This window comes from uncultured Subdoligranulum sp., assembly GCF_937890665.1.
In genome coordinates, this window is record NZ_CALADU010000319.1 from 1 (window position 1) to 18,378 (window position 18,378).

Annotated in this window: 15 protein-coding genes and 3 pseudogenes; 13 read left to right on the top strand and 5 right to left on the bottom strand. The window is 48.5% G+C overall.

Features of this window, described 5'->3' with window-relative positions; genetic code table 11:
- The 5 genes and pseudogenes from Q0526_RS18250 to Q0526_RS18270 all read left to right on the top strand — a co-directional run.
- Window positions 1-1,070: pseudogene (locus tag Q0526_RS18250) on the top strand (serine/arginine repetitive matrix protein 2); the annotation flags it as partial.
- 48 nt (window positions 1,071-1,118) lie between these two features.
- Window positions 1,119-1,774 (top strand): annotated as a pseudogene (locus Q0526_RS18255) (CHC2 zinc finger domain-containing protein).
- Window positions 1,731-3,089 (top strand): virulence-associated E family protein, encoded by a 1,359-nt coding sequence (locus Q0526_RS18260; RefSeq protein WP_009243215.1) that lies wholly within the window; start codon window positions 1,731-1,733, stop codon window positions 3,087-3,089. Before Q0526_RS18255 ends, Q0526_RS18260 begins: the two are co-directional and overlap by 44 nt.
- A 269-nt stretch (window positions 3,090-3,358) precedes the next feature.
- Complete coding sequence (locus Q0526_RS18265; protein ID WP_164468434.1) at window positions 3,359-3,526, top strand: hypothetical protein; 168 nt, start codon at window positions 3,359-3,361, stop codon at window positions 3,524-3,526.
- A 72-nt stretch (window positions 3,527-3,598) separates the two neighbouring features.
- Window positions 3,599-5,251, top strand: a complete 1,653-nt coding sequence (locus Q0526_RS18270) for a recombinase family protein (RefSeq protein WP_004845326.1) — start codon at window positions 3,599-3,601, stop codon at window positions 5,249-5,251.
- A gap of 81 nt (window positions 5,252-5,332) precedes the next feature.
- On the opposite strand, the gene Q0526_RS18275 is transcribed toward Q0526_RS18270, so the two are convergent.
- Entirely contained in the window at window positions 5,333-6,229 is an 897-nt protein-coding gene (locus Q0526_RS18275; RefSeq protein ID WP_298736849.1) for a LysR family transcriptional regulator, read from the bottom strand.
- Window positions 6,230-6,354: 125 nt separating this feature from the next.
- On the opposite strand from Q0526_RS18275, the gene Q0526_RS18280 reads away from it, so the two are divergent.
- The 6 genes from Q0526_RS18280 to Q0526_RS18305 all read left to right on the top strand — a co-directional run bounded on the left by Q0526_RS18280 (window position 6,355) and on the right by Q0526_RS18305 (window position 11,539).
- Window positions 6,355-7,590 (top strand): argininosuccinate synthase, encoded by a 1,236-nt coding sequence (locus Q0526_RS18280; protein ID WP_087018074.1) that lies wholly within the window; start codon window positions 6,355-6,357, stop codon window positions 7,588-7,590.
- Window positions 7,584-8,885 (top strand): adenylosuccinate synthase, encoded by a 1,302-nt coding sequence (locus Q0526_RS18285; protein ID WP_177959445.1) that lies wholly within the window; start codon window positions 7,584-7,586, stop codon window positions 8,883-8,885. Before Q0526_RS18280 ends, Q0526_RS18285 begins: the two co-directional genes overlap by 7 nt.
- Window positions 8,882-9,829 carry an aspartate carbamoyltransferase gene (gene pyrB / locus Q0526_RS18290; RefSeq protein WP_009243212.1) on the top strand — a complete coding sequence of 316 codons (948 nt, stop codon included), beginning with the start codon at window positions 8,882-8,884 and terminating at the stop codon, window positions 9,827-9,829. The genes Q0526_RS18285 and pyrB overlap by 4 nt, the downstream gene beginning before the upstream one ends.
- Complete coding sequence (locus Q0526_RS18295) at window positions 9,823-10,248, top strand: aspartate carbamoyltransferase regulatory subunit (RefSeq protein WP_004845331.1); 426 nt, start codon at window positions 9,823-9,825, stop codon at window positions 10,246-10,248. The genes pyrB and Q0526_RS18295 overlap by 7 nt, the downstream gene beginning before the upstream one ends.
- A gap of 6 nt (window positions 10,249-10,254) precedes the next feature.
- Complete coding sequence (locus Q0526_RS18300) at window positions 10,255-10,647, top strand: PaaI family thioesterase (protein ID WP_004845332.1); 393 nt, start codon at window positions 10,255-10,257, stop codon at window positions 10,645-10,647.
- 70 nt (window positions 10,648-10,717) lie between these two features.
- Window positions 10,718-11,539, top strand: a complete 822-nt coding sequence (locus Q0526_RS18305; RefSeq protein ID WP_009243210.1) for a YoaK family protein — start codon at window positions 10,718-10,720, stop codon at window positions 11,537-11,539.
- A gap of 60 nt (window positions 11,540-11,599) precedes the next feature.
- Here Q0526_RS18305 and Q0526_RS18310 read toward each other — a convergent pair whose 3' ends face one another.
- From Q0526_RS18310 to Q0526_RS18325, 4 genes and pseudogenes are all read right to left on the bottom strand, one after another.
- Entirely contained in the window at window positions 11,600-12,718 is a 1,119-nt protein-coding gene (locus Q0526_RS18310; protein WP_298736866.1) for a 5-methyltetrahydropteroyltriglutamate--homocysteine S-methyltransferase, read from the bottom strand.
- A 1-nt stretch (window position 12,719) separates the two neighbouring features.
- Window positions 12,720-15,002: pseudogene (metE, locus tag Q0526_RS18315) on the bottom strand (5-methyltetrahydropteroyltriglutamate--homocysteine S-methyltransferase).
- 125 nt (window positions 15,003-15,127) lie between these two features.
- Window positions 15,128-16,036, bottom strand: coding sequence for a LysR family transcriptional regulator (locus tag Q0526_RS18320; RefSeq protein WP_009243207.1), 909 nt, complete (start codon window positions 16,034-16,036; stop codon window positions 15,128-15,130).
- A complete protein-coding gene (locus tag Q0526_RS18325) occupies window positions 16,033-16,329 on the bottom strand; it encodes a cysteine-rich small domain-containing protein (RefSeq protein WP_173019868.1) in 297 nt (98 codons plus the stop codon). Before Q0526_RS18325 ends, Q0526_RS18320 begins: the two co-directional genes overlap by 4 nt.
- A gap of 426 nt (window positions 16,330-16,755) precedes the next feature.
- Between Q0526_RS18325 and Q0526_RS18330 the strand changes: the two genes are divergently transcribed.
- On the top strand, window positions 16,756-16,977 hold the full coding sequence (locus Q0526_RS18330; protein WP_101870532.1) for a DUF6718 family protein: 222 nt from the start codon (window positions 16,756-16,758) through the stop codon (window positions 16,975-16,977).
- A gap of 573 nt (window positions 16,978-17,550) precedes the next feature.
- Window positions 17,551-18,378 (top strand): redox-regulated ATPase YchF (gene ychF / locus Q0526_RS18335; RefSeq protein ID WP_298736877.1); only part of this gene is annotated, 828 nt, incomplete at its 3' end.

Sequence of the window (18,378 nt, forward strand, 5' to 3'; positions counted from 1 at the left end):
CGGAGCAGCCGGATTTCAGCTTTGAGTAAATCGAGCGGATGTACTACTACGAGTATTATTCTGACCATGTGGAGGCGCAGAACGCCCGGAATGAGAAAACCCGGCACACCGAGCGCAACCGCACCGTGGAGGACTTGCTGAAAAACAACAAGACCTGCCCGGAGGAAAGCATCTACCAGATCGGCACACTGGAAGAATCCGTCCCGCCGGAAACGCTCTTTCGCATCGTCAACGAGTTCTATGAGGAATTCGAGCGCCGCTTCGGTTCCCATATCCACATTTTAGATTGGGCGCTCCATCTGGACGAGGGGACGCCCCACATCCATGAGCGCCATGTGTTCGACTGTGAGAACCGCTACGGGGAACTGTGTCCCCAGCAGGAGAAGGCGCTGGAGGAACTGGGCATCCCTCTCCCGAACCCGGACAAGCCAAAAGGCAGGCACAACAATCGGAAACAGACCTTCGATGCGGTCTGCCGGACGATTTTGTTTGACATCACAAAGCGGCATGGGCTGCATCTGGATCAGGAGCCGTCCTACGGCGGACGGGAGTATCTGGAAAAGCAGGACTATATCCTGATGAAGCAGAAGGAGCAGCTGACGGCGCAGGAGCAGAAGCTGGAAGAACTGACGCTCAAAATCGAGGACGTGGAGACGCTGCTGGATGATGTTTCCGATGTGGCCTATGACAAGGCGGTGGAGGTGGTGACCGATACTGTCCGGCAGGAGACACACAAAGAAGATATTCGTTTGATTGAGGAAACAAAAAAGTGGGTACTTTCGCCGGAGCGGAAGGCCCCGCAGAAGGAGCGTGACTACGCCGCCGCCCGGCTGGATGGAGTGATTACCAAAATCAAACGTGTCATGCAGAGTGCCCTGGCAAAAATCCAGAAAACGCTTATGCAGCCGGAGGTCAAGAAGGCCGGTAAGGAGCAGATCAAGGAGAAAGCCAGAGAATCCATCCGGGATAAGCTGGCGAAAGGCAAGCTGGACGCTGACCGGGATAACCGGGAACGCTGGGAACGTGAGGGGCGGATCGCTCCGACTAAGAAACACGATATGGAGTTATGAGGCATCTGATTTTCTGCGGAAACCAGGTGTCTTTTTCTCTGTCTGGAGGTGAGAAAATCGAATGTATTTGAAGCGGTGAAGGGTCTGTCACCACAAGGCAGGCTGCGGAATATTACGGGGTGCAGGTTGGCAGGAATGGGATGGCCTGCTGTCCCTTCCACGATGACAAACATCCCAGCATGAAGGTTGACCGCCGGTTCCACTGCTTCGGCTGTCAGGCGGACGGGGATGTGATTGATTTTACCGCCCGCCTGTTTGGTCTGAGCGGTAAGGAAGCGGCTCTGAAGCTGGCGGAGGATTTCTCTGTCCGCTATGACGCCAAAGGCCATGACCCGCCCCGCAGGAGGCCGGTCAAACGGAAAATCAGCGAGGAACTGCGCTACCGGCAGGCGGAGCAGAAATGTTTCCGGGTACTGTGCGATTACCTGCATCTGCTGGAACGCTGGGAGAAGGAATACGCTCCGCAAACGCCGGAGGAAGCATGGAATCCGCTGTTTGTGGAAGCACTGCAAAAGAAAGCACACACGGAGTATCTGCTGGATGTTCTCCTGTCCGGCAGCATGGAGGAACGGGCTTCCGTTGTCGCCCAGTACGGAAAAGAGGTGAGGAAGATTGAGCAGCGAATATCAGAGTTTGCCGCCAGCCACCCGGCAGGCCGCCATGAGCGCAGCCGAAGCCTTAGCGCCGGAGCAGAGCGCCTCTGAGGTGCGGGAAAGCCTCTCCGTCACCGAGAAGGGCCAGCCCGCCAACACCATCGGCAACTGCCGGACGGTGTTCTGCCATGACCCTCTCCTGCGCGGGGCGATCCGGCTGAACCTCCTGACTGACCGGGTGGACATTGTGCGGGATTTGGGCTGGCGCAGGAATACCAGCGCCCTGACGGATACAGACGTGAAGTATCTGCTTCTCTATTTTGAGCAGAACTATGGCCTGACCAGCGAGAAAAAGATGACAGCGGCGCTCTCTATCGTGGCGAATGAAAACTGCTACCATCCCATACAGGACGTGCTGAACGGCCTTGTCTGGGACGGGACGCCCCGCATCCGCTCCTGTCTCCATCACTTCTTGGGTGCGGACGAGAGCGACTATGTGGAGGAAATGCTGAAACACTTCCTGCTGGGGGCTATCCGGCGGGTATTCCGGCCCGGCTCCAAATATGAGGAAATGCTCTGTCTGGTAGGCGGTCAGGGCGCTGGCAAATCCAGCTTCTTCCGCCTGCTGGCGATCCGGGACGAGTGGTTTTCCGATGACCTGAAAAAGCTGGATGATGACCGGGTGTTTTTGAAACTGCAAGGACACTGGATTATTGAGATGTCGGAGATGCTGGCTACCAGCAGCGCCAAAAGCATTGAAGAAATCCGCTCATTCATCAGCCGCCAGAAGGAAACCTACCGGACGCCCTATGAAGCCCAGCCCAAAGACCGGCTGCGGCAGTGTGTGTTCGGCGGTTCATCCAACACGCTGGACTTCCTGCCCCTTGACCGGGCCGGGAACCGGCGCTTTTTGCCGATCATGATTTACCCGGAGAATGCGGAGGTTCACATTTTGGAGGACGAGGACGCCTCCAGAGCCTATCTTTTGCAGGTCTGGGCGGAGGCCATGACGATTTACCGCAGCGGCCACTACTCTATGAAGTTCAGCAAGTCCATCCAGCGCCAGCTGGTGGAGGTACAGAAGGATTTCATGCCGGAGGACACGGAGGCCGGGCAGATACAGGGCTTTCTGGAACACTACACCGGCAGCATGGTCTGCTCCAAACAGCTGTTCAAGGAGGCGCTGGGCCACACCTATGACGAGCCGAAACGGTGGCAGCTGCACAATATCAACGAGATCATGAACACGGTGGTGACGGGCTGGAAGCCGTTCTCCAATCCGAGGATGTTCGCCGGGTATGGCAGGCAGAGGGGCTGGGAACGGGACGTTTCCGGCAACGAACTGCCCGGCAACGAAGATGGATTTGTGGAGCTGACCGAGGAAGAATGCCGCCAGCTGGAACTTCCCAAAGAGTGGATCGCATAAAAATAGCGGTCTGTTGCCGGGATGGTTGTCACTTGGTTGCCGGGTTCGTTGCCGGGGATTTTCCGGTCTGGATACGGAAAAAGCCTGTAAATAAGGCATTTTCTAATATCTATCTCTATCTCCGGCAACGAAAGCAACGAGATTTTTCAAGAAAATTTAGAAAGTAAGATTTGCAGGCCAGACGGTAGTTTACAGGTTTTTGGAGGTTCGTTGCCGGACTTCGTTGCCGGTGTGCTATTGTCTGGCCTGCCACTCTATGGAGGTAGCCTATGGAAAAAAGCAAGCAGCAGAAAAATAAAGTCCGTTTTGTGGTGGTGCGGGAGTTCTCCGGGGAGAAATCCATGCGGGAAGCCTTTGAGCAACTGATCGAGCGCCAGACCTGCGAACACTTCGAGGAATGGCTGGAACAGCGTGAGATGGCGGAGAACGCTGCGTAAAAACGGTTGATTCAGGGACAGGGGCATGGTATTATAATGGTATCGTGTCCCTGTTCATAGAAGGAGAACGCTATGAGCAGGAAAAAACAAGTCTATGAGAAAATCACCGCTCTCTACTGCCGTATCTCTCTGGATGACGGCGGCGACAATGAGAGCATGAGCATCAGCAACCAGAAAATCATGCTTCGGGACTTTGCTGAAAAGCATGGGATGTTCCAGTATGAGTATTATGTGGATGACGGCTATACGGGCCGCAATTTCAACCGCCCTGCCTTCCAGCGTATGATCGCTGACATTGAGGCGGGGAAGATCGGCTGCGTCATCACCAAAGACCTATCCAGACTTGGTAGGAATTATATTGAAGCTGGCAGCTATATCGAAATCTTTTTCCCCAAACACAATGTGCGCTATATCGCCATCACGGACGGCGTGGACAGCCTGACCCGTCAGGAGATGGACATTACGCCCTTCAAGAATATCCTGAACGATATGTATAGCCGGGATATTTCTAAAAAGGTGCTGGCGGGCATCACGACCCGCTCCCGGCAGGGAAAGTTCTGCGGAGGGACGCCGCCCTTCGGCCTGATGCGTGACCCGGAGGACAAAGGGCATCTTATCATTGACCCGGAGACAGCGCCGATCATCCGTAAAATCTATGACTATGCCCTTGACGGGCTGGGCTGCATGAGGATTTCCAAACGGCTGATGGAAGAAAAAATCCCCATCACCCATGTCAAGGCCAATACGGAGTTTGACGCCAACTATTACTCTTGGGGCGGCGCAAGGATCAGCCATATCCTGCGGAATCCCTTTTATAAGGGCGCACATCTGGTCTTTCGGACACACCAGAAGGGCATCCGCTCCAACACTTATGACATTATCCCCCGTGACCAGTGGGAAGTGATCGAGGGCTGCCATGAGGCGATTGTGACGCCGGAGGAATGGGAACAGGTACAAGCTATCATTGACCGCAAACCACCTATCATGAAAGGCAATGCCTGCCCCTTTTATAATCTGTTCCACGGGCTGGTCTACTGCGCTACCTGCGGGAAGTCCATGCAGGTGCGGTATGAAAAGGTCGGCAGAACCGGGAAGAACCGGTTCACCGGCGAGATGCGGGAACCGATTGACAAGGCGTACTATATCTGCCAGACTTATAACCGCATGGGATGCAAGGTCTGCTCCAGCCACAAGATCGAGGCCAGAGATTTATACAATCTGGTGCTGAAAGACATTCAGGAGCTGGCGGCGCAGGCCATGAAGGACGCCGATGCGTTCTATCAGCACCTCAGCAGCCGGATGGAGCGCCGGTATCTGGTAGACGCTTCTCAGACCGAGAAGGAACGGAAACGGCTGGAAGCCCGGAATCAGGAAATTGATGTGATGTTTTTAAGCCTGTACACGGATAAGGCAAAAGGCATCCTGACCGAACAGCGGTTTATGAAACTGACGGCGGCGCTGGAACAGGAGCAGGAATCCAACCAGAAGCGTCTGCATGACCTGGCGATGATGCAGAGCCGGGCGGACGCACAGGAAAGCGAAGTCCGTACCTTTATCAAGGAAATCCGGCGCTATTCCGCTATTGAGGAACTGGACGAGGCAATGCTGAACCGGCTTATCAGCCGGATTCTGATTGGCGAGGTCAAGAAGGTGGACGGACAGAAGGTGCAGAAAGTCAAAATCGTTTATAACTTTGTCGGGGAAATCCCGGAGATTGCAGCATAAAGACAGTACAGCCCTCCCCGTACCGGGGAGGACTTTTTGATATTTGGAAAAGATAAAAATGTATGTGTTATTTATAGCATCCTAAAAGGCCATTGTTTCCAAAATACCGGTTTTAAGATTTTGAGCAGCAGCGCTCAATGGACGTTTCCTGTCATATACCATACAAATCTGACGTTCAGGGATTGTTTCCCGCAGATGAATCTGGACGATCTCACGTTGCTGAAGTGCTTCCTTCGCCATTGGTTCTGGAAGAAAAGCTAGCCCTAATTCCGCTTTTACCAAAGGTAAAATCTGATCTGTGGTAGCTGCTTCCGTGTCTGGTATCAACTCCAACCCGTGGGACAGGAACAATTTATGATAAAAATTCCAGGTCATAGTTTCTTTTCCAAGGCAAATCAACGGATAATTTTTTAGTTCGGCAAGTGTCAGCTCCTGGCTGCCCAGTGCCGTAAAAGTTTTGCCGCCCACAAGAATTTCACGGAAGGGCCGCAAATGCAATTCCTTCAAAGGGGTATCCACGTTGGTCGGCGTTGATACAACAGCAAAATCAACTTCACCGTTTTTAACAGAGCGGATGGCTTGCGGAGTGGAATGGTTATATATTTTCAAGTGAATACCGGGATGCTTCATGTGAAAGGGCTTCAATATATCCAGCAGGTAGATATTCAATGCGGTTTCGCTGGCTCCGATTGAAATACTTCCATGCTCCAAACCACTGTGCGCATTTAGTTCGGTTTCGGCTGTTTGTATCTGAGAAATGGCAGCTTCGACATGAGTGAACAACATTTCTCCTTCTGGGGTCAGTTGAACACCTCGATTGGTGCGTATAAATAACGTACAGTGCGTTTGCTGCTCCAGGCAGTTCATGGCGCGGGTAACGTTGGGCTGTCCGCTGCCCAGTGCATGAGCCGCTTTTGTGAAATTCTTGTATTTGGCTACATAATAAAAAACCTTGTAATATTCAAAGTTGACATCCATCCAGGCATCCTCTTTCTGATATGCTAATTGCTGATGATCACTATATCAATAATACTTTTTACATATTCCTGCCTGTCCAGTATAATAGATTTTGGTTCCAAAAACAAGTGAAGGAGTGCTTTAGTATGAGTGAAATCAAAAAAGTTGTGCTGGCATATTCCGGTGGTCTGGATACCTCCGTTATTATCCCGTGGCTGAAAGAACACTATGACAACTGTGAAGTGATCGCTGTCTGTGGAAATGTTGGACAAGACGATGAATTGGATGATTTGAAACAGCGAGCAGTGGCTTCTGGAGCCAGCAAACTTTATGTCGAGGATTTAACGGATGAGTTTGTTAATGAGTTTGTTATTCCTACTATGCAGGCGGGAGCTGATTATGAAGGGTATTTATTGGGAACCAGCCTTGCCCGCCCTATTCTGGCTAAGCGTGTCGTGGAAATTGCAAAGGCAGAGGGGGCGGATGCTGTTTGCCACGGCAGCACCGGAAAGGGCAACGATCAGGTGCGATTTGAGCTGGCCATTATGCACTTTGCGCCGGAAATGAAAATCATTACACCGTGGCGGGAATGGGATATTCAAAGCCGCAATGAGGAGATTGATTACGCCGAAGCCCATCATATTCCTTTGAAAATAAATCGAGAAACCAATTACTCAAAGGATAAAAATCTTTGGCATCTTTCTCATGAGGGATTGGATTTGGAGGACCCAGGTAATGAGCCGCAGTATGAAAAAGAAGGTTTTCTGGAAATGAGCGTTTCTCCACTGAAAGCGCCGGATACTCCTACATATGTGGAGCTGGACTTTGAAAAAGGCGTACCTGTTAAGTTGAACGGCAAGGCAATGAAATCATCAGACATTATTTCTAAGCTAAACGAGATTGGCGGCTGTAATGGTATTGGCCTGTACGATGTGGTGGAAAACCGTCTGGTTGGTATGAAAAGCCGAGGAGTGTACGAGACACCGGGCGGAACCATTCTGTATAGAGCGCATGAGATATTAGAAACACTGACATTGGACAAAAAAACTGCCCATAAGAAAAAGGAATTGTCTATTTGCTTCGGTGAGTTGGTTTACGACGGACAGTGGTTTTCTCCGCTGCGCAAAGCGTTGTCTGCATTTGTGACAGAGACGCAGCAGACCGTCACCGGAAAAGTACGTCTGAAGTTATATAAGGGCAACATTATCAATTCAGGTGTGTGGTCCCCATATTCTTTGTATAGCGAGGATATTGTCACATTTAATGAAGGAGAGGGCTATCAGCAGTCCGATGCTACTGGCTTCATCCGTCTTTTGGGGCTGCCTACCCGTATACAGGCGTCTGTAAATGCCCGAAATAGAAGGGAGGCAGAAAAATGCTGACTGCGGTGACAGGTATCAACTGGGGGGATGAAGGGAAAGGACGGGTTATTGATCTGCTGGCAGAGCGGGCGGATATTGTCGTGCGTTACCAGGGGGGAAATAATGCCGGGCATACGGTCGTAACCAAACAGGGAAAATTTATTCTGAATCTGCTACCATCCGGGATTCTTCATCCCAATGTGGTGTGTGTTCTTGCGGATGGTATGGTAGTTGATTTAGAGCATCTCTCCAATGAAATTGCCGATATTCGCGGCAAAGGGGTGTCTGTAACACCTCAAAATTTCAAACTGTCCGCTCGTGCAACCATCTCCATGCCGTGGCATCGGATACAAGATGATTTGGAGGAAGAACGTCTTGCGCAGAGCGGAGTTGCTTTCGGCTCTACTCGCAGGGGAATTGCTTATGCCTACAGCGATAAGTATCGCAAAAAAACATTGCGTTTAGGTGATCTGCTTCATTTAGATGAGCCATATATACAGGTTCGTCTAAAAACCATGCTGGAAGCAAAAAATTTGGAACTGGCAGGCTGCTATCATCAGGAGCCAATGTCTTATCCGGCCCTGCTTGCCTGGTGCCAGAAGCAGGCAAAGGAGTTTTTACCCTATATCTGTGATACCGGAAATTATTTGGATACAGCGTTATCGTCAGGAAAACAGATTGTTTTGGAAGCGCAGCTTGGCGCTATGCGTGATATTGACTATGGCATTTTCCCCTACACTTCCAGTTCTACAACGATTGCGGCCTATGGGCCGATTGGAGCGGGAATTCCTGGCGTGCAGCCTGACCATGTGGTCGGTGTGTTAAAGGCTTATTCAACGTGCGTTGGTGCAGGCCCATTTGTGGCCGAGAACGCTATGCCTGAAGAATGGAAGGAATCCCTGCGCAAGGCCGGCGGTGAATATGGCGCTGCAACAGGCCGCCCACGCCGGGTTGGGCCATTTGATGCGGTTGCAAGCCGGTACGGCCTAAAATGCCAACGCGCTGACAAAATCGCATTGACTAAGTTAGACGTACTCAGTTATATGCAGGAAATTCCCATCATTACGGGATATTTGTACAAAGGCAAAGAAACAGACACCTTTGTTCCTACGGAAAATCTGGAAGAATATCAACCGGTTATCAGCTTCATTCCCGGCTGGAAACAGGACATTTCCGCTTGCCGTCGCTGGGAGGAACTGCCGGATGCTGCAAAAAATTATATCAAAACGCTGGAAAAATTACTTGATCACGAGATCCAGTTTATCTCTGTCGGCGCAAAGCGCGAAGAATATCTGATAAAGGGGGAATGGCTGTGAGACACCTGATTGAACCAACCGATTTCAATGACGATGAAACGATGGCAGTCCTGGATTTGGCTGATCGAATTGCCGCCGCTCCGGAGATGTATGCGCATGTGGCTGACGGCAAAAAGCTGGCGACCTTATTTTATGAACCCAGTACGAGAACCCGGCTTTCTTTTGAATCTGCCATGCTAAGTCTGGGCGGGCAGACGCTCGGCTTCTCCGGAGCAGAACAGTCCAGTGCAACCAAAGGAGAAACGGTTGCTGATACAGCTCGCGTAGTCAGCTGCTATTCCAATATTATAGCTATGCGCCACCCAAAAGAAGGTGCTCCGCTTCGCGCTTCCATGTTTTCCAAAGTTCCTGTCATAAATGCTGGTGACGGAGGCCATAATCATCCTACACAAACTTTAATTGATTTGCTGACGATTCGCCAGCGCATGGGACGGTTGGATCATCTGACCGTTGGTTTTTGCGGTGATCTGAAGTTCGGCCGGACAGTGCATTCTTTGGTCAACAATCTTGTTCGTTTTTTAGGAAATCAGTTTTATTTTATCTCGCCAGAGGAACTTCGCATTCCCGAATATTTGAAGGAGGATACATTGCACCCGGCAAATTCCTTATATTGGGAGGTCAGCAGTTTGGAGGACACACTCCCTAAGCTGGATGTGTTATATATGACCAGAGTGCAGAAAGAACGTTTTTTTAATGAGGAAGATTACATTCGGCTAAAGAGCATCTACACGCTTGACCCTGAAAAAATGAAATTGGCTAGGCCGGATATGCCTGTGTTGCATCCACTGCCTCGTGTCGATGAAATTACTCGGACGGTAGATGATGATCCCCGTGCCGCTTATTTTGATCAGGTGCAGAATGGCGTTTATGTTCGCATGGCACTAATTATGGCTCTGTTGGGAATTGCCGATCCTGTGACTGGAGAGAAGGTGTTAAAATGCTGAAGGTAGAACCCATTCAAAATGGTGTGGTTATTGACCATATCCCCGCTGGGCGCGGTATGGAAATTTACCGGCTGCTCCATCTGGAGAGCAAACATCAGGCGGTTGCGCTGCTGCAATCTGTGCGCAGTGAGAAATATGGAACAAAAGATCTGATTAAGATCGAAGGTTCAAACCTTCCGGAGCGGCTGGAGATTTTAGGCTATCTGGATCGGCGAATTACACTAATCTATATCAAAGACGGAGTAGTGGAGCGAAAATGTCAGCCTGATATGCCAGAGATATTGCGAAATGTGGTTAAATGCACAAACCCACGATGTATTACCAGTATTGAGGCAGGATGCGACCATATTTTCAAACTGTCTCCTTCTGGGAAGTACCGCTGCCTTTACTGTAATCAGGAACTGCCGGTACAGAGGTGATACCATATGGATTTTTCTGCATACGAAAAAGGCAATCCTTTTATGTCTTATAACCATATTCAAATATGCAAAGTTGACCCGGATTGCTGTGTGGTAAAGGTAAACTTGGTTGCCGAATCTATGAATCTTCATGGACACGTACATGGAGGATTGTTATATGCAATGGCAGATTGCGTGGCGGGAATTTTTGCCAGAATGGATGGTAGAGATTATGTAACGCAAAGCGCACATATCAATTTCCTGCATAACGTACAGTCAGGGACAATCTTTGCAAAAGCTGAAATCATAAAGCGCGGTAAGCACATGGCTTACTTTCATATCAGCATTACCGATCAAGATGATCATCTTCTTTGTGATGGTATGGTTGATATGTATTGTATTTCAGGATGCCAAACATAGTCAGGCTTCTGCTATTTTGAGAATACATACATAGAGGTATCTTTAGTTATACATCAAGGAGTGAACACATTTGCATGGAATTATAAAATGCCAGCATCAGGGACAAATGTCCGAATCTTTCCCAACTGCCGCATTTTTGTCAATATCAGGCGGCCTGCAAGATGCCTATACCTATGTGTTCCGGGGCAAGGTGTTCGCCAATGCTCAGACCGGGAATATCGTATTACTTAGTCAAAACATCTGTGAGCGTAATTGGTTGCAGAGCGCACACTACTTTGTTCCGTTGGCAGCATTTGCAATAGGCATCATTGTTGCAGAGCAGATACGGGGAAAATATCAGAATGTGCAGAATATCCACTGGAGGCAGATTGTCCTGCTACTGGAAATGATTCTGCTGTTTTTGGTAAGCTTTCTTCCGCAAAGTCTTGATATGCTGGCTAATGCACTGGTATCTTTTTCCTGCGCTATGCAGGTGCAGACATTCCGAAAGGTGAATGGTTACGCGTTTGCCAGCACCATGTGTATCGGAAATATGCGTAGCGGCATGGAAGCACTTTCTGCATACATCAGAACACATGATAGAAATGTTTTAGGGAAAGCTTTGCGCTATTGGGAAATCATTTTCCTATTTGCTGTTGGCGCTGGAATCGGCGGTCAATTTGTTGTTCTGTTCGGAGCGCATACGATCTGGTTTTCCTGCCTGCTTCTATTGGTCAGTTTTTGCCTGATGTTTATCAGAGAAGAAATGAAAGAACACCCGGAAATTAGCGTCGAGGAAGAAACGATACAGAAAGATCTGTGGGACATTGAAAAGCAGATAAAGAATATAGGTCACCAGGTCGGGGAAGATATATCGGTTATGAAATCACCGCATAATAAAGATTCTCAATAACAAATTAAATCGCGGCGTCGAATGAATAAAACTCCGACGTCGCGATTTTTACAGAAAAATTTAGCCCCAGACTTCCTCAGCAATCTCTTTAACCAGCGCCAGTTTCGCCCATTGCTCTTCTTCAGTCAGCTTATTGCCGATCTCGCAGGAAGCAAAACCGCACTGCGGGCTGAGATACAACCTGTCAAGAGGGATGTACTTTGCAGCTTCATGGATTCGGGCAATCACGGCCTCTTTATTCTCCAACTGCGGCTGCTTTGTGGTAATCAGTCCGAGAACCACTTTCTGTCCGCTTCCGATTTTTGCAAGAGGCGCAAAGCCACCGGAGCGTTCATCATCAAACTCCAGATAATAGGCACTTACATTTTCTTCGCCGAACAAAACGTCGGCCACGGAGTCATAGGGGCCACTGCTGGCATAAGTTGAATGGTAATTGCCCCTGCAGACATGGGTGGTGATGTTCATCCCCTCTGGCGCTCCGTTAATCACCTGGTTGTTAATATCTTTATAGGCATTCTGGACGGCCAAAAGCCCTTCTTTCGTTGCGGCGTGCATTTCCTGTCCATTTTTATCCGCCAGCATTCCCCATGTGCAATCGTCAAACTGCACATTCCTGCAGCCTGCATCGTACAGCTGATGCAGTACAGCAATGTAAGCCTGTGCAATGTCGTCCATCAGCGGCTTGGCAGAACTGTAAAAGGCCTCTGTGTGTTTTCTGGCAAAGGGCATCCAGAATTGTGCCAGCGTCTGAGCAGGGGCGGGGATTGTCTGTTTTGCTATAGTCTTTTCGTCCTCCAGCGCCTTCACATACCGAAAATGATCCACAAAGGGATGCTCACCGGACAATCCGATCCTGCCGGTCACAAAAGTATCATCGATCATCGCCGCCTCTCCGTGGAAGGGAAGGCCGGTGTTCGTTTTCTTATGGCCGACGCCGTCGAATCCCCACATAAAATCCAGATGCCAGGTAGCGCGGCGGAACTCGCCGTCAGTAATAACATGGTATCCGGCCGCTTTCTGCTTCGCCACCAGTTCGGTAATGCACTGATCCTCCACAGCTTTGAGCTGATCGGCGGTAATGGCTCCTGCTTCATAATCGGCGCAGGCCTTTTTCAGTTCTGCCGGACGAAGAAAGCTGCCCACGTAGTCGTAACGGAACGGTGCGTATAAATTACTCATATCAAATGTCTCCTTTGCATTCGTTTCTTATATTTTTCGCCGCCTGGACCATATTTTTCAAACTGGCAACGGTTTCGGTTTCCCCTCTGGTTTTTAATCCGCAGTCTGGGTTGACCCATAAATGATCTGCCGGGATCTTGTCCAGCATCAGCCGGAGGGCGGCTTCAATTTCTTCTACACTCGGAATGCGGGGGGAATGGATGTCGTAGACGCCGGGACCCACCTCCGTTTCAAAATGATGCGCCATCAGGCTGTCCAGAATCGTAAGTTTGGAACGGGACGCCTCAAAGGTAATCACATCGGCGTCCATTGCGTCGATTTCCGGGATAATGTCCTCAAACTCGCTGTAGCACATATGGGTGTGAATCTGCGTTTCCGGTTTTACCTTTGCGTGGCAGAGACGGAATGCCTTGATCGCAAAGTTCAGATAGTCGCTATGCCAGTCGGCGCGGCGGAGCGGCAGCTTTTCCCGGAGCGCGGCTTCGTCAATCTGAATAATACGGACGCCTGCAGCTTCCAGTTCCAGAACCTCTTCCCGGATTGCAAGGCCGATCTGATACATCATCTCCTGCGTGGAAATATCTTCTCTGGGGAACGACCAGTTCAAAATCGTGACTGGTCCTGTCAGCATTCCCTTCACATCCTTATCCGTCAGGGAATTGGCATAACGGATATAATCGGTAGTAATGGACTTCTTGCGTTTGACGTCCCCGAACACAATCGGCGGCTTTACGCCCCGTGTACCGTAAGACTGTACCCAACCGCCTATGGTAAACACATAACCAGACAGATTTTCGCCAAAAAATTCCACCATGTCGTTGCGTTCAAATTCGCCATGCACCAAGACATCCAGACCAATGTTTTCCTGTAAAGCGATGCAATCCCGGATGAATCCCTTTGCATTATTTCGGTATTCTTCTTCGCTGATTTCGCCTTTTCGGAATTTTGTTCGGTTCTGCTTGACTTCCTTTGTCTGCGGGAAAGAGCCAATCGTTGTCGTGGGCAGCAGCGGGAGATTCAGCAGTTCTTTCTACGTTGCCTGCCGTTCCTTTCTGGGCACCCTGCGGGTAAAATCCGATTCAGTAAGTGCCGCAACCTGTTTCTGTACCTCTGTGTCGGTTCTCAGCTCACTGGTTTGGAACAGTTCCTGATTTTGCAGATAGCGCCGGTCACAGGAATAGTCTGCAAGTTCAGCCAGGCAGGAAAGCTCACGCAGTTCATCCAGCTTTTCATACGCAAAGGAAAAATGCCGGATAATTTCGGTGGAAAGCTGCGGCTCATTCTTTACAGTATACGGCACATGGAGCAGGGAGCAGGATGTACTGAGTACAATGTGGTCACAGCAGCTTTTCAAACCGGCGATTCGCTCCAGTACGTCTTTATAATTAGTACGCCAGATGTTTTTCCCATTTACAAGTCCCGCAAACAGGATTTTATCCTTCGGGAAACCGTTTGCTGCTACAAGTGCTGCGGTCTGCTTTCCTTCCACAAAGTCAAGGCCAATGCCGTCAAAGGGCAGTTCACATAGCTGCCGGTAACAATCCCGCACATCGCCAAAATAAGTTTGGAGCAGCACCTTCACTGTGCCTTTTTGTTCCAGCAGCGTTTGGTACAGCTTGCGGAAAAGGGCAACATCCCCCATTGTTAAATCCATGACCAGATACGGCTCGTCAACTTGCAGCCATTCCACGCCGTTTTCTCCACACCGCTTCAAAATATCTGCATAGGCAAACAGAATATCATCTACAAAATCAGTGGCGGATTTATTGCCGGTACAGCGGGCCAGCTTCAAAAAGGTAAACGGTCCGGCGACCACGGGCTTTGTCTGAATGCCCAGAGAACGCGCCTGATGAAAGCCATCCAGAAAAGCATCTGAGCGGTGCTTCAACTCCATATCATCATCCAGCTCTGGTACCATGTAGTGGTAGTTCGTATTGAACCACTTTTTCATGGTAAATGCTTTGACATCTCCTTGCGCCCCCTGATACCCACGGGCCATGGCAAAGTATGTGTCTATATCGGAAAGCCTCAGATCGGCATACCGCCTTGGAATGGCGTTCAGCATATAAGCGGTGTCCAGCATCCCGTCATAAAGGGAAAAATCATTGGACGGGATAAAGCCGGCACCTGCGTCCCTCTGGCGTGTCCACTGCTCCATTCTCTGCTGAGAGACAACCCGTTTCAACTCATCGGCATCTATTTCGCTGCGAAAATACGCTTCTGTTGCGAACTTTAATTCTCGGTGGATCCCGATACGCGGAAATCCAATAATTGAATAGTCCATAATGTGTCCTCCTCGGGTATGATCGTTCTTTTTCAGTATACCTGCGGGAAAGGGTTCTGTAAAATACGGAAAAGCAGCGGTTTGCCATAGATTGAATCTATAGCAGACCGCTACTTTATGTTCTGTCATTCCTGTGCGGAAGCATATCGTTTCAGAGCTTCGATATACAGAGTTCCAAATTTACCCGGTCCGACCTTGCTGTGAGTGATGTAGCCGATTTCCATGTAATCATCCACAGCAAGGGGGACAGCAACAATATTTTTCCCATTTAGTTCTTCGTTGATAACGCCGCTGCAAATGGTGTACCCGTTCAGACCAATCAGGAGATTGAACAGCGTGGCCCGGTCAGAAACCATAATGTCTTTCTTGCTTTCCAACGTACTTAAAATTTCCTCAGAGAAGTAGAAGGAATTGTGTTCTCCCTGCTCATAGGACAATCTCGGATAGGTTGCCAGCTCATCCAATTCAACAATTTTCTTCTTTGCCAGAGGACTGAACGTACTGACAAAAACGTGAGGCTTTGCGATAAATAAACGATGAAATTTCAAATCATTTTCCCGCATGGTCTTGCGCAGGACAGCTTCATTGAAACTATTAAGGTAAAGCACACCCACCTCGCTTCGCAGCTTTGCCACATCTTCAATCAACTCATAGGTCTGCGTTTCACGGATGCGGAAGTCGTATTCTTCACCGCCATACTGTTTCAAAAGCTCAACAAATGCTTCTACCGCAAAAGAATAATGCTGCGTGGACACACAGAACTGATGCTTGACAGGGGTCTTCCCTAAGTATCGTTCTTCAATCAGATTTGTCTGTTCAATCACTTGACGGGCATATCCTAAAAATTCTTCTCCCTCCGCCGAAAGCAGGATGCCTTTATTGGTACGTTTGAAAATAGTAATTCCCAGTTCATTTTCCAGTTCCTTGATTGCGGAAGTCAGGCTGGGCTGGGCGATATAAAGCTGTTTTGCCGCCTCGCTGATCGTTCCGGCCGCAGCAACCGTCACAATGTATTTCAGTTGTAAAAGGGTCATTCGTCATCCTCCTGATCTGGATATGGAATTGCCGCAAGGATTTCTCCATAGCGTTCCGTAATTACACCATAATTCTCCCGCAGATGGGGAAACAGACAGCGGCTGCAGTCCTTGTATCCGTTGGGAAGGTAGGCAAACTTTCCGCCGCAGCGATCTCCCAATACATACAGAGGGCAATAGCAGAATAGGCAATTAAAATTTTCCGGGTCGGCACCCTTATGGCAGGGGAAATATTCACATTCCCGGTTGCAGAAATAAGCATAGTGCTTATTTTCCCAATACTGATTACGCATGAAAAGACTCCTTGCAAAAAAGGGATTTATTTTATACATAGGAACCGTAAGAAAAAAGCGCATCCAAACAGACACGCTCAACAAAGCACAGCTTCCTGCGCCTAAAAAACGTGCTTCCGGTTCCGGCAGAAGCACCATACGCTCCCACGTATCTGACTTACCTTTCCCTCAGGAAAGTTTCACAGTGACCGACTCGCCGGGACTTGCACCCGATTCCATGTTCCGTCTTTGCGGATGGAGCGATATGATGATTCAATTTTCATTTATCATTATAATCCAAACACATAACGTTGTCACGTGCTGCTTTATGCGTAAGTGCCAAATTCTCAAAGTAATTTGAATTCATCACTTGACATTGTGGCAAAGATTTTCAAGCACTTGAAGAGTTATGTGATAGGTATGAGAAAGCAAAGGAGGTGTTGAACCATGTGTTACTTGCTTGCAAAGAGGTTTGATAGTACAGGAAGTTTGGCATTGCAGACTGCTCATGGTCAGCATTTGGCAGAATTTAAAAGAAAATTGATTGAAAAAATAGGATATGATGATATTCAGCTTGTCACAATCAGAAGACCATCAGCTTATGGAGAATATGAGCCATATCATTTTGTTGATACAGAAGAATTTGAAAAACAAGTTGTAAATATGTAAGAGATTAAAGGTGATCTACTAAGGTGGGTCGTCTTTTTTATGGGAAAAATATAGAGAGTAAGAGAAGGCGTCTATGACTGATGATGGGATTGAAAAAGCCATCCAGCAGAAGCATGTACGTCTCATGATCATGGCTCCCATCCAGGTGTATTTGGGAGCCAATGTCAAAGTGGGCTGGAATAGATGAAGATAAATGATGACAGGAACGAGGCGTATGAAAAATGAAGTCCCGATTTGGGAGGAAAGAGTTTGAAAGATTTATCTCGGAAAGTGTAGAAATATAGAAGAAGGGAAAAGTGTTAGAATTTGAAACTGAATATTCACAAAGATACCATGGTATGGTAGAATATAAATTGCTGTATTAGAGGTTCTTGAGAAAGGAGCTGAAATATGGGGAAAGATATATCAGGCAGGGATGACTTTGTATAATATGCTTGAATATGCGAAAGAAAATAAAGTGTTATATAGGAATCCTTGTAAAAGGTCAGTGCTATGAAAAGCAGTATCGAGTTGTTTTATAAACTGGATTACGAACAGAAAAAATCAAAGGATTTATAGGAGGAAATAGAAGAAATGAAATTAGGTATCGTAGGGTTACCAAACGTAGGAAAGAGTACATTATTCAATTCATTGACAAAAGCAGGCGCAGAATCTGCAAACTATCCGTTCTGTACCATTGATCCGAATGTAGGTGTTGTGACAGTGCCGGATCACAGATTGGATGTGCTGGGAGAGATGTACAACACAAAGAAGATCACACCGGCAGCGATTGAGTTCGTAGACATCGCAGGGCTTGTGAAAGGAGCATCCAAAGGAGAAGGGCTTGGAAACCAGTTTCTTGCTAATATCCGGGAGGTCGATGCGATCGTGCATGTCGTAAGATGCTTCGAAGACAGCAACATTGTCCATGTGGATGGAAGCATTGATCCATTGCGTGACATTGAGACGATCAACCTGGAACTGATCTTTTCCGATCTGGAAATTCTGGAGAGAAGGATTGCAAAAGTTGTGAAGCTTTCCAGAAATGACAAGACAGCGGCAAAAGAGCTGGAATTGTTAAAAAGAATCAAAGAGCATCTGGAAGAAAATAAGATGGCGAAGAGCTTTACAACAGACGATGAGGAAGAACAGGAATGGCTGACAAGCTACAATCTTCTGACATACAAGCCGGTGATCTTTGCGGCAAATGTGACAGAGGACGATCTGGCAAATGACGGTGCAGACAATGCCGGAGTACAGAAAGTGCGGGAATACGCAGCAGAAGAGAACTGTGAAGTATTTGTAGTCTGCGCACAGATTGAACAGGAGATCGCAGAACTGGATGAGGATGAGAAAAAGTTATTCCTGGATGATCTTGGTCTGGAGGAGTCCGGTCTGGAAAAACTGATCAAAGCAAGTTAT

Coding starts and splice junctions, on each gene's coding strand:
- Q0526_RS18260 (WP_009243215.1), top strand. CDS start 1,731: ATGAGCGCAGCCGAAGCCTTAGCGCCGGAGCAGAGCGCCTCTGAGGTG.
- Q0526_RS18265 (WP_164468434.1), top strand. CDS start 3,359: ATGGAAAAAAGCAAGCAGCAGAAAAATAAAGTCCGTTTTGTGGTGGTG.
- Q0526_RS18270 (WP_004845326.1), top strand. CDS start 3,599: ATGAGCAGGAAAAAACAAGTCTATGAGAAAATCACCGCTCTCTACTGC.
- Q0526_RS18275 (WP_298736849.1), bottom strand. CDS start 6,229: ATGGATGTCAACTTTGAATATTACAAGGTTTTTTATTATGTAGCCAAA.
- Q0526_RS18280 (WP_087018074.1), top strand. CDS start 6,355: ATGAGTGAAATCAAAAAAGTTGTGCTGGCATATTCCGGTGGTCTGGAT.
- Q0526_RS18285 (WP_177959445.1), top strand. CDS start 7,584: ATGCTGACTGCGGTGACAGGTATCAACTGGGGGGATGAAGGGAAAGGA.
- Q0526_RS18295 (WP_004845331.1), top strand. CDS start 9,823: ATGCTGAAGGTAGAACCCATTCAAAATGGTGTGGTTATTGACCATATC.
- Q0526_RS18300 (WP_004845332.1), top strand. CDS start 10,255: ATGGATTTTTCTGCATACGAAAAAGGCAATCCTTTTATGTCTTATAAC.
- Q0526_RS18310 (WP_298736866.1), bottom strand. CDS start 12,718: ATGAGTAATTTATACGCACCGTTCCGTTACGACTACGTGGGCAGCTTT.
- Q0526_RS18320 (WP_009243207.1), bottom strand. CDS start 16,036: ATGACCCTTTTACAACTGAAATACATTGTGACGGTTGCTGCGGCCGGA.
- Q0526_RS18325 (WP_173019868.1), bottom strand. CDS start 16,329: ATGCGTAATCAGTATTGGGAAAATAAGCACTATGCTTATTTCTGCAAC.
- Q0526_RS18330 (WP_101870532.1), top strand. CDS start 16,756: ATGTGTTACTTGCTTGCAAAGAGGTTTGATAGTACAGGAAGTTTGGCA.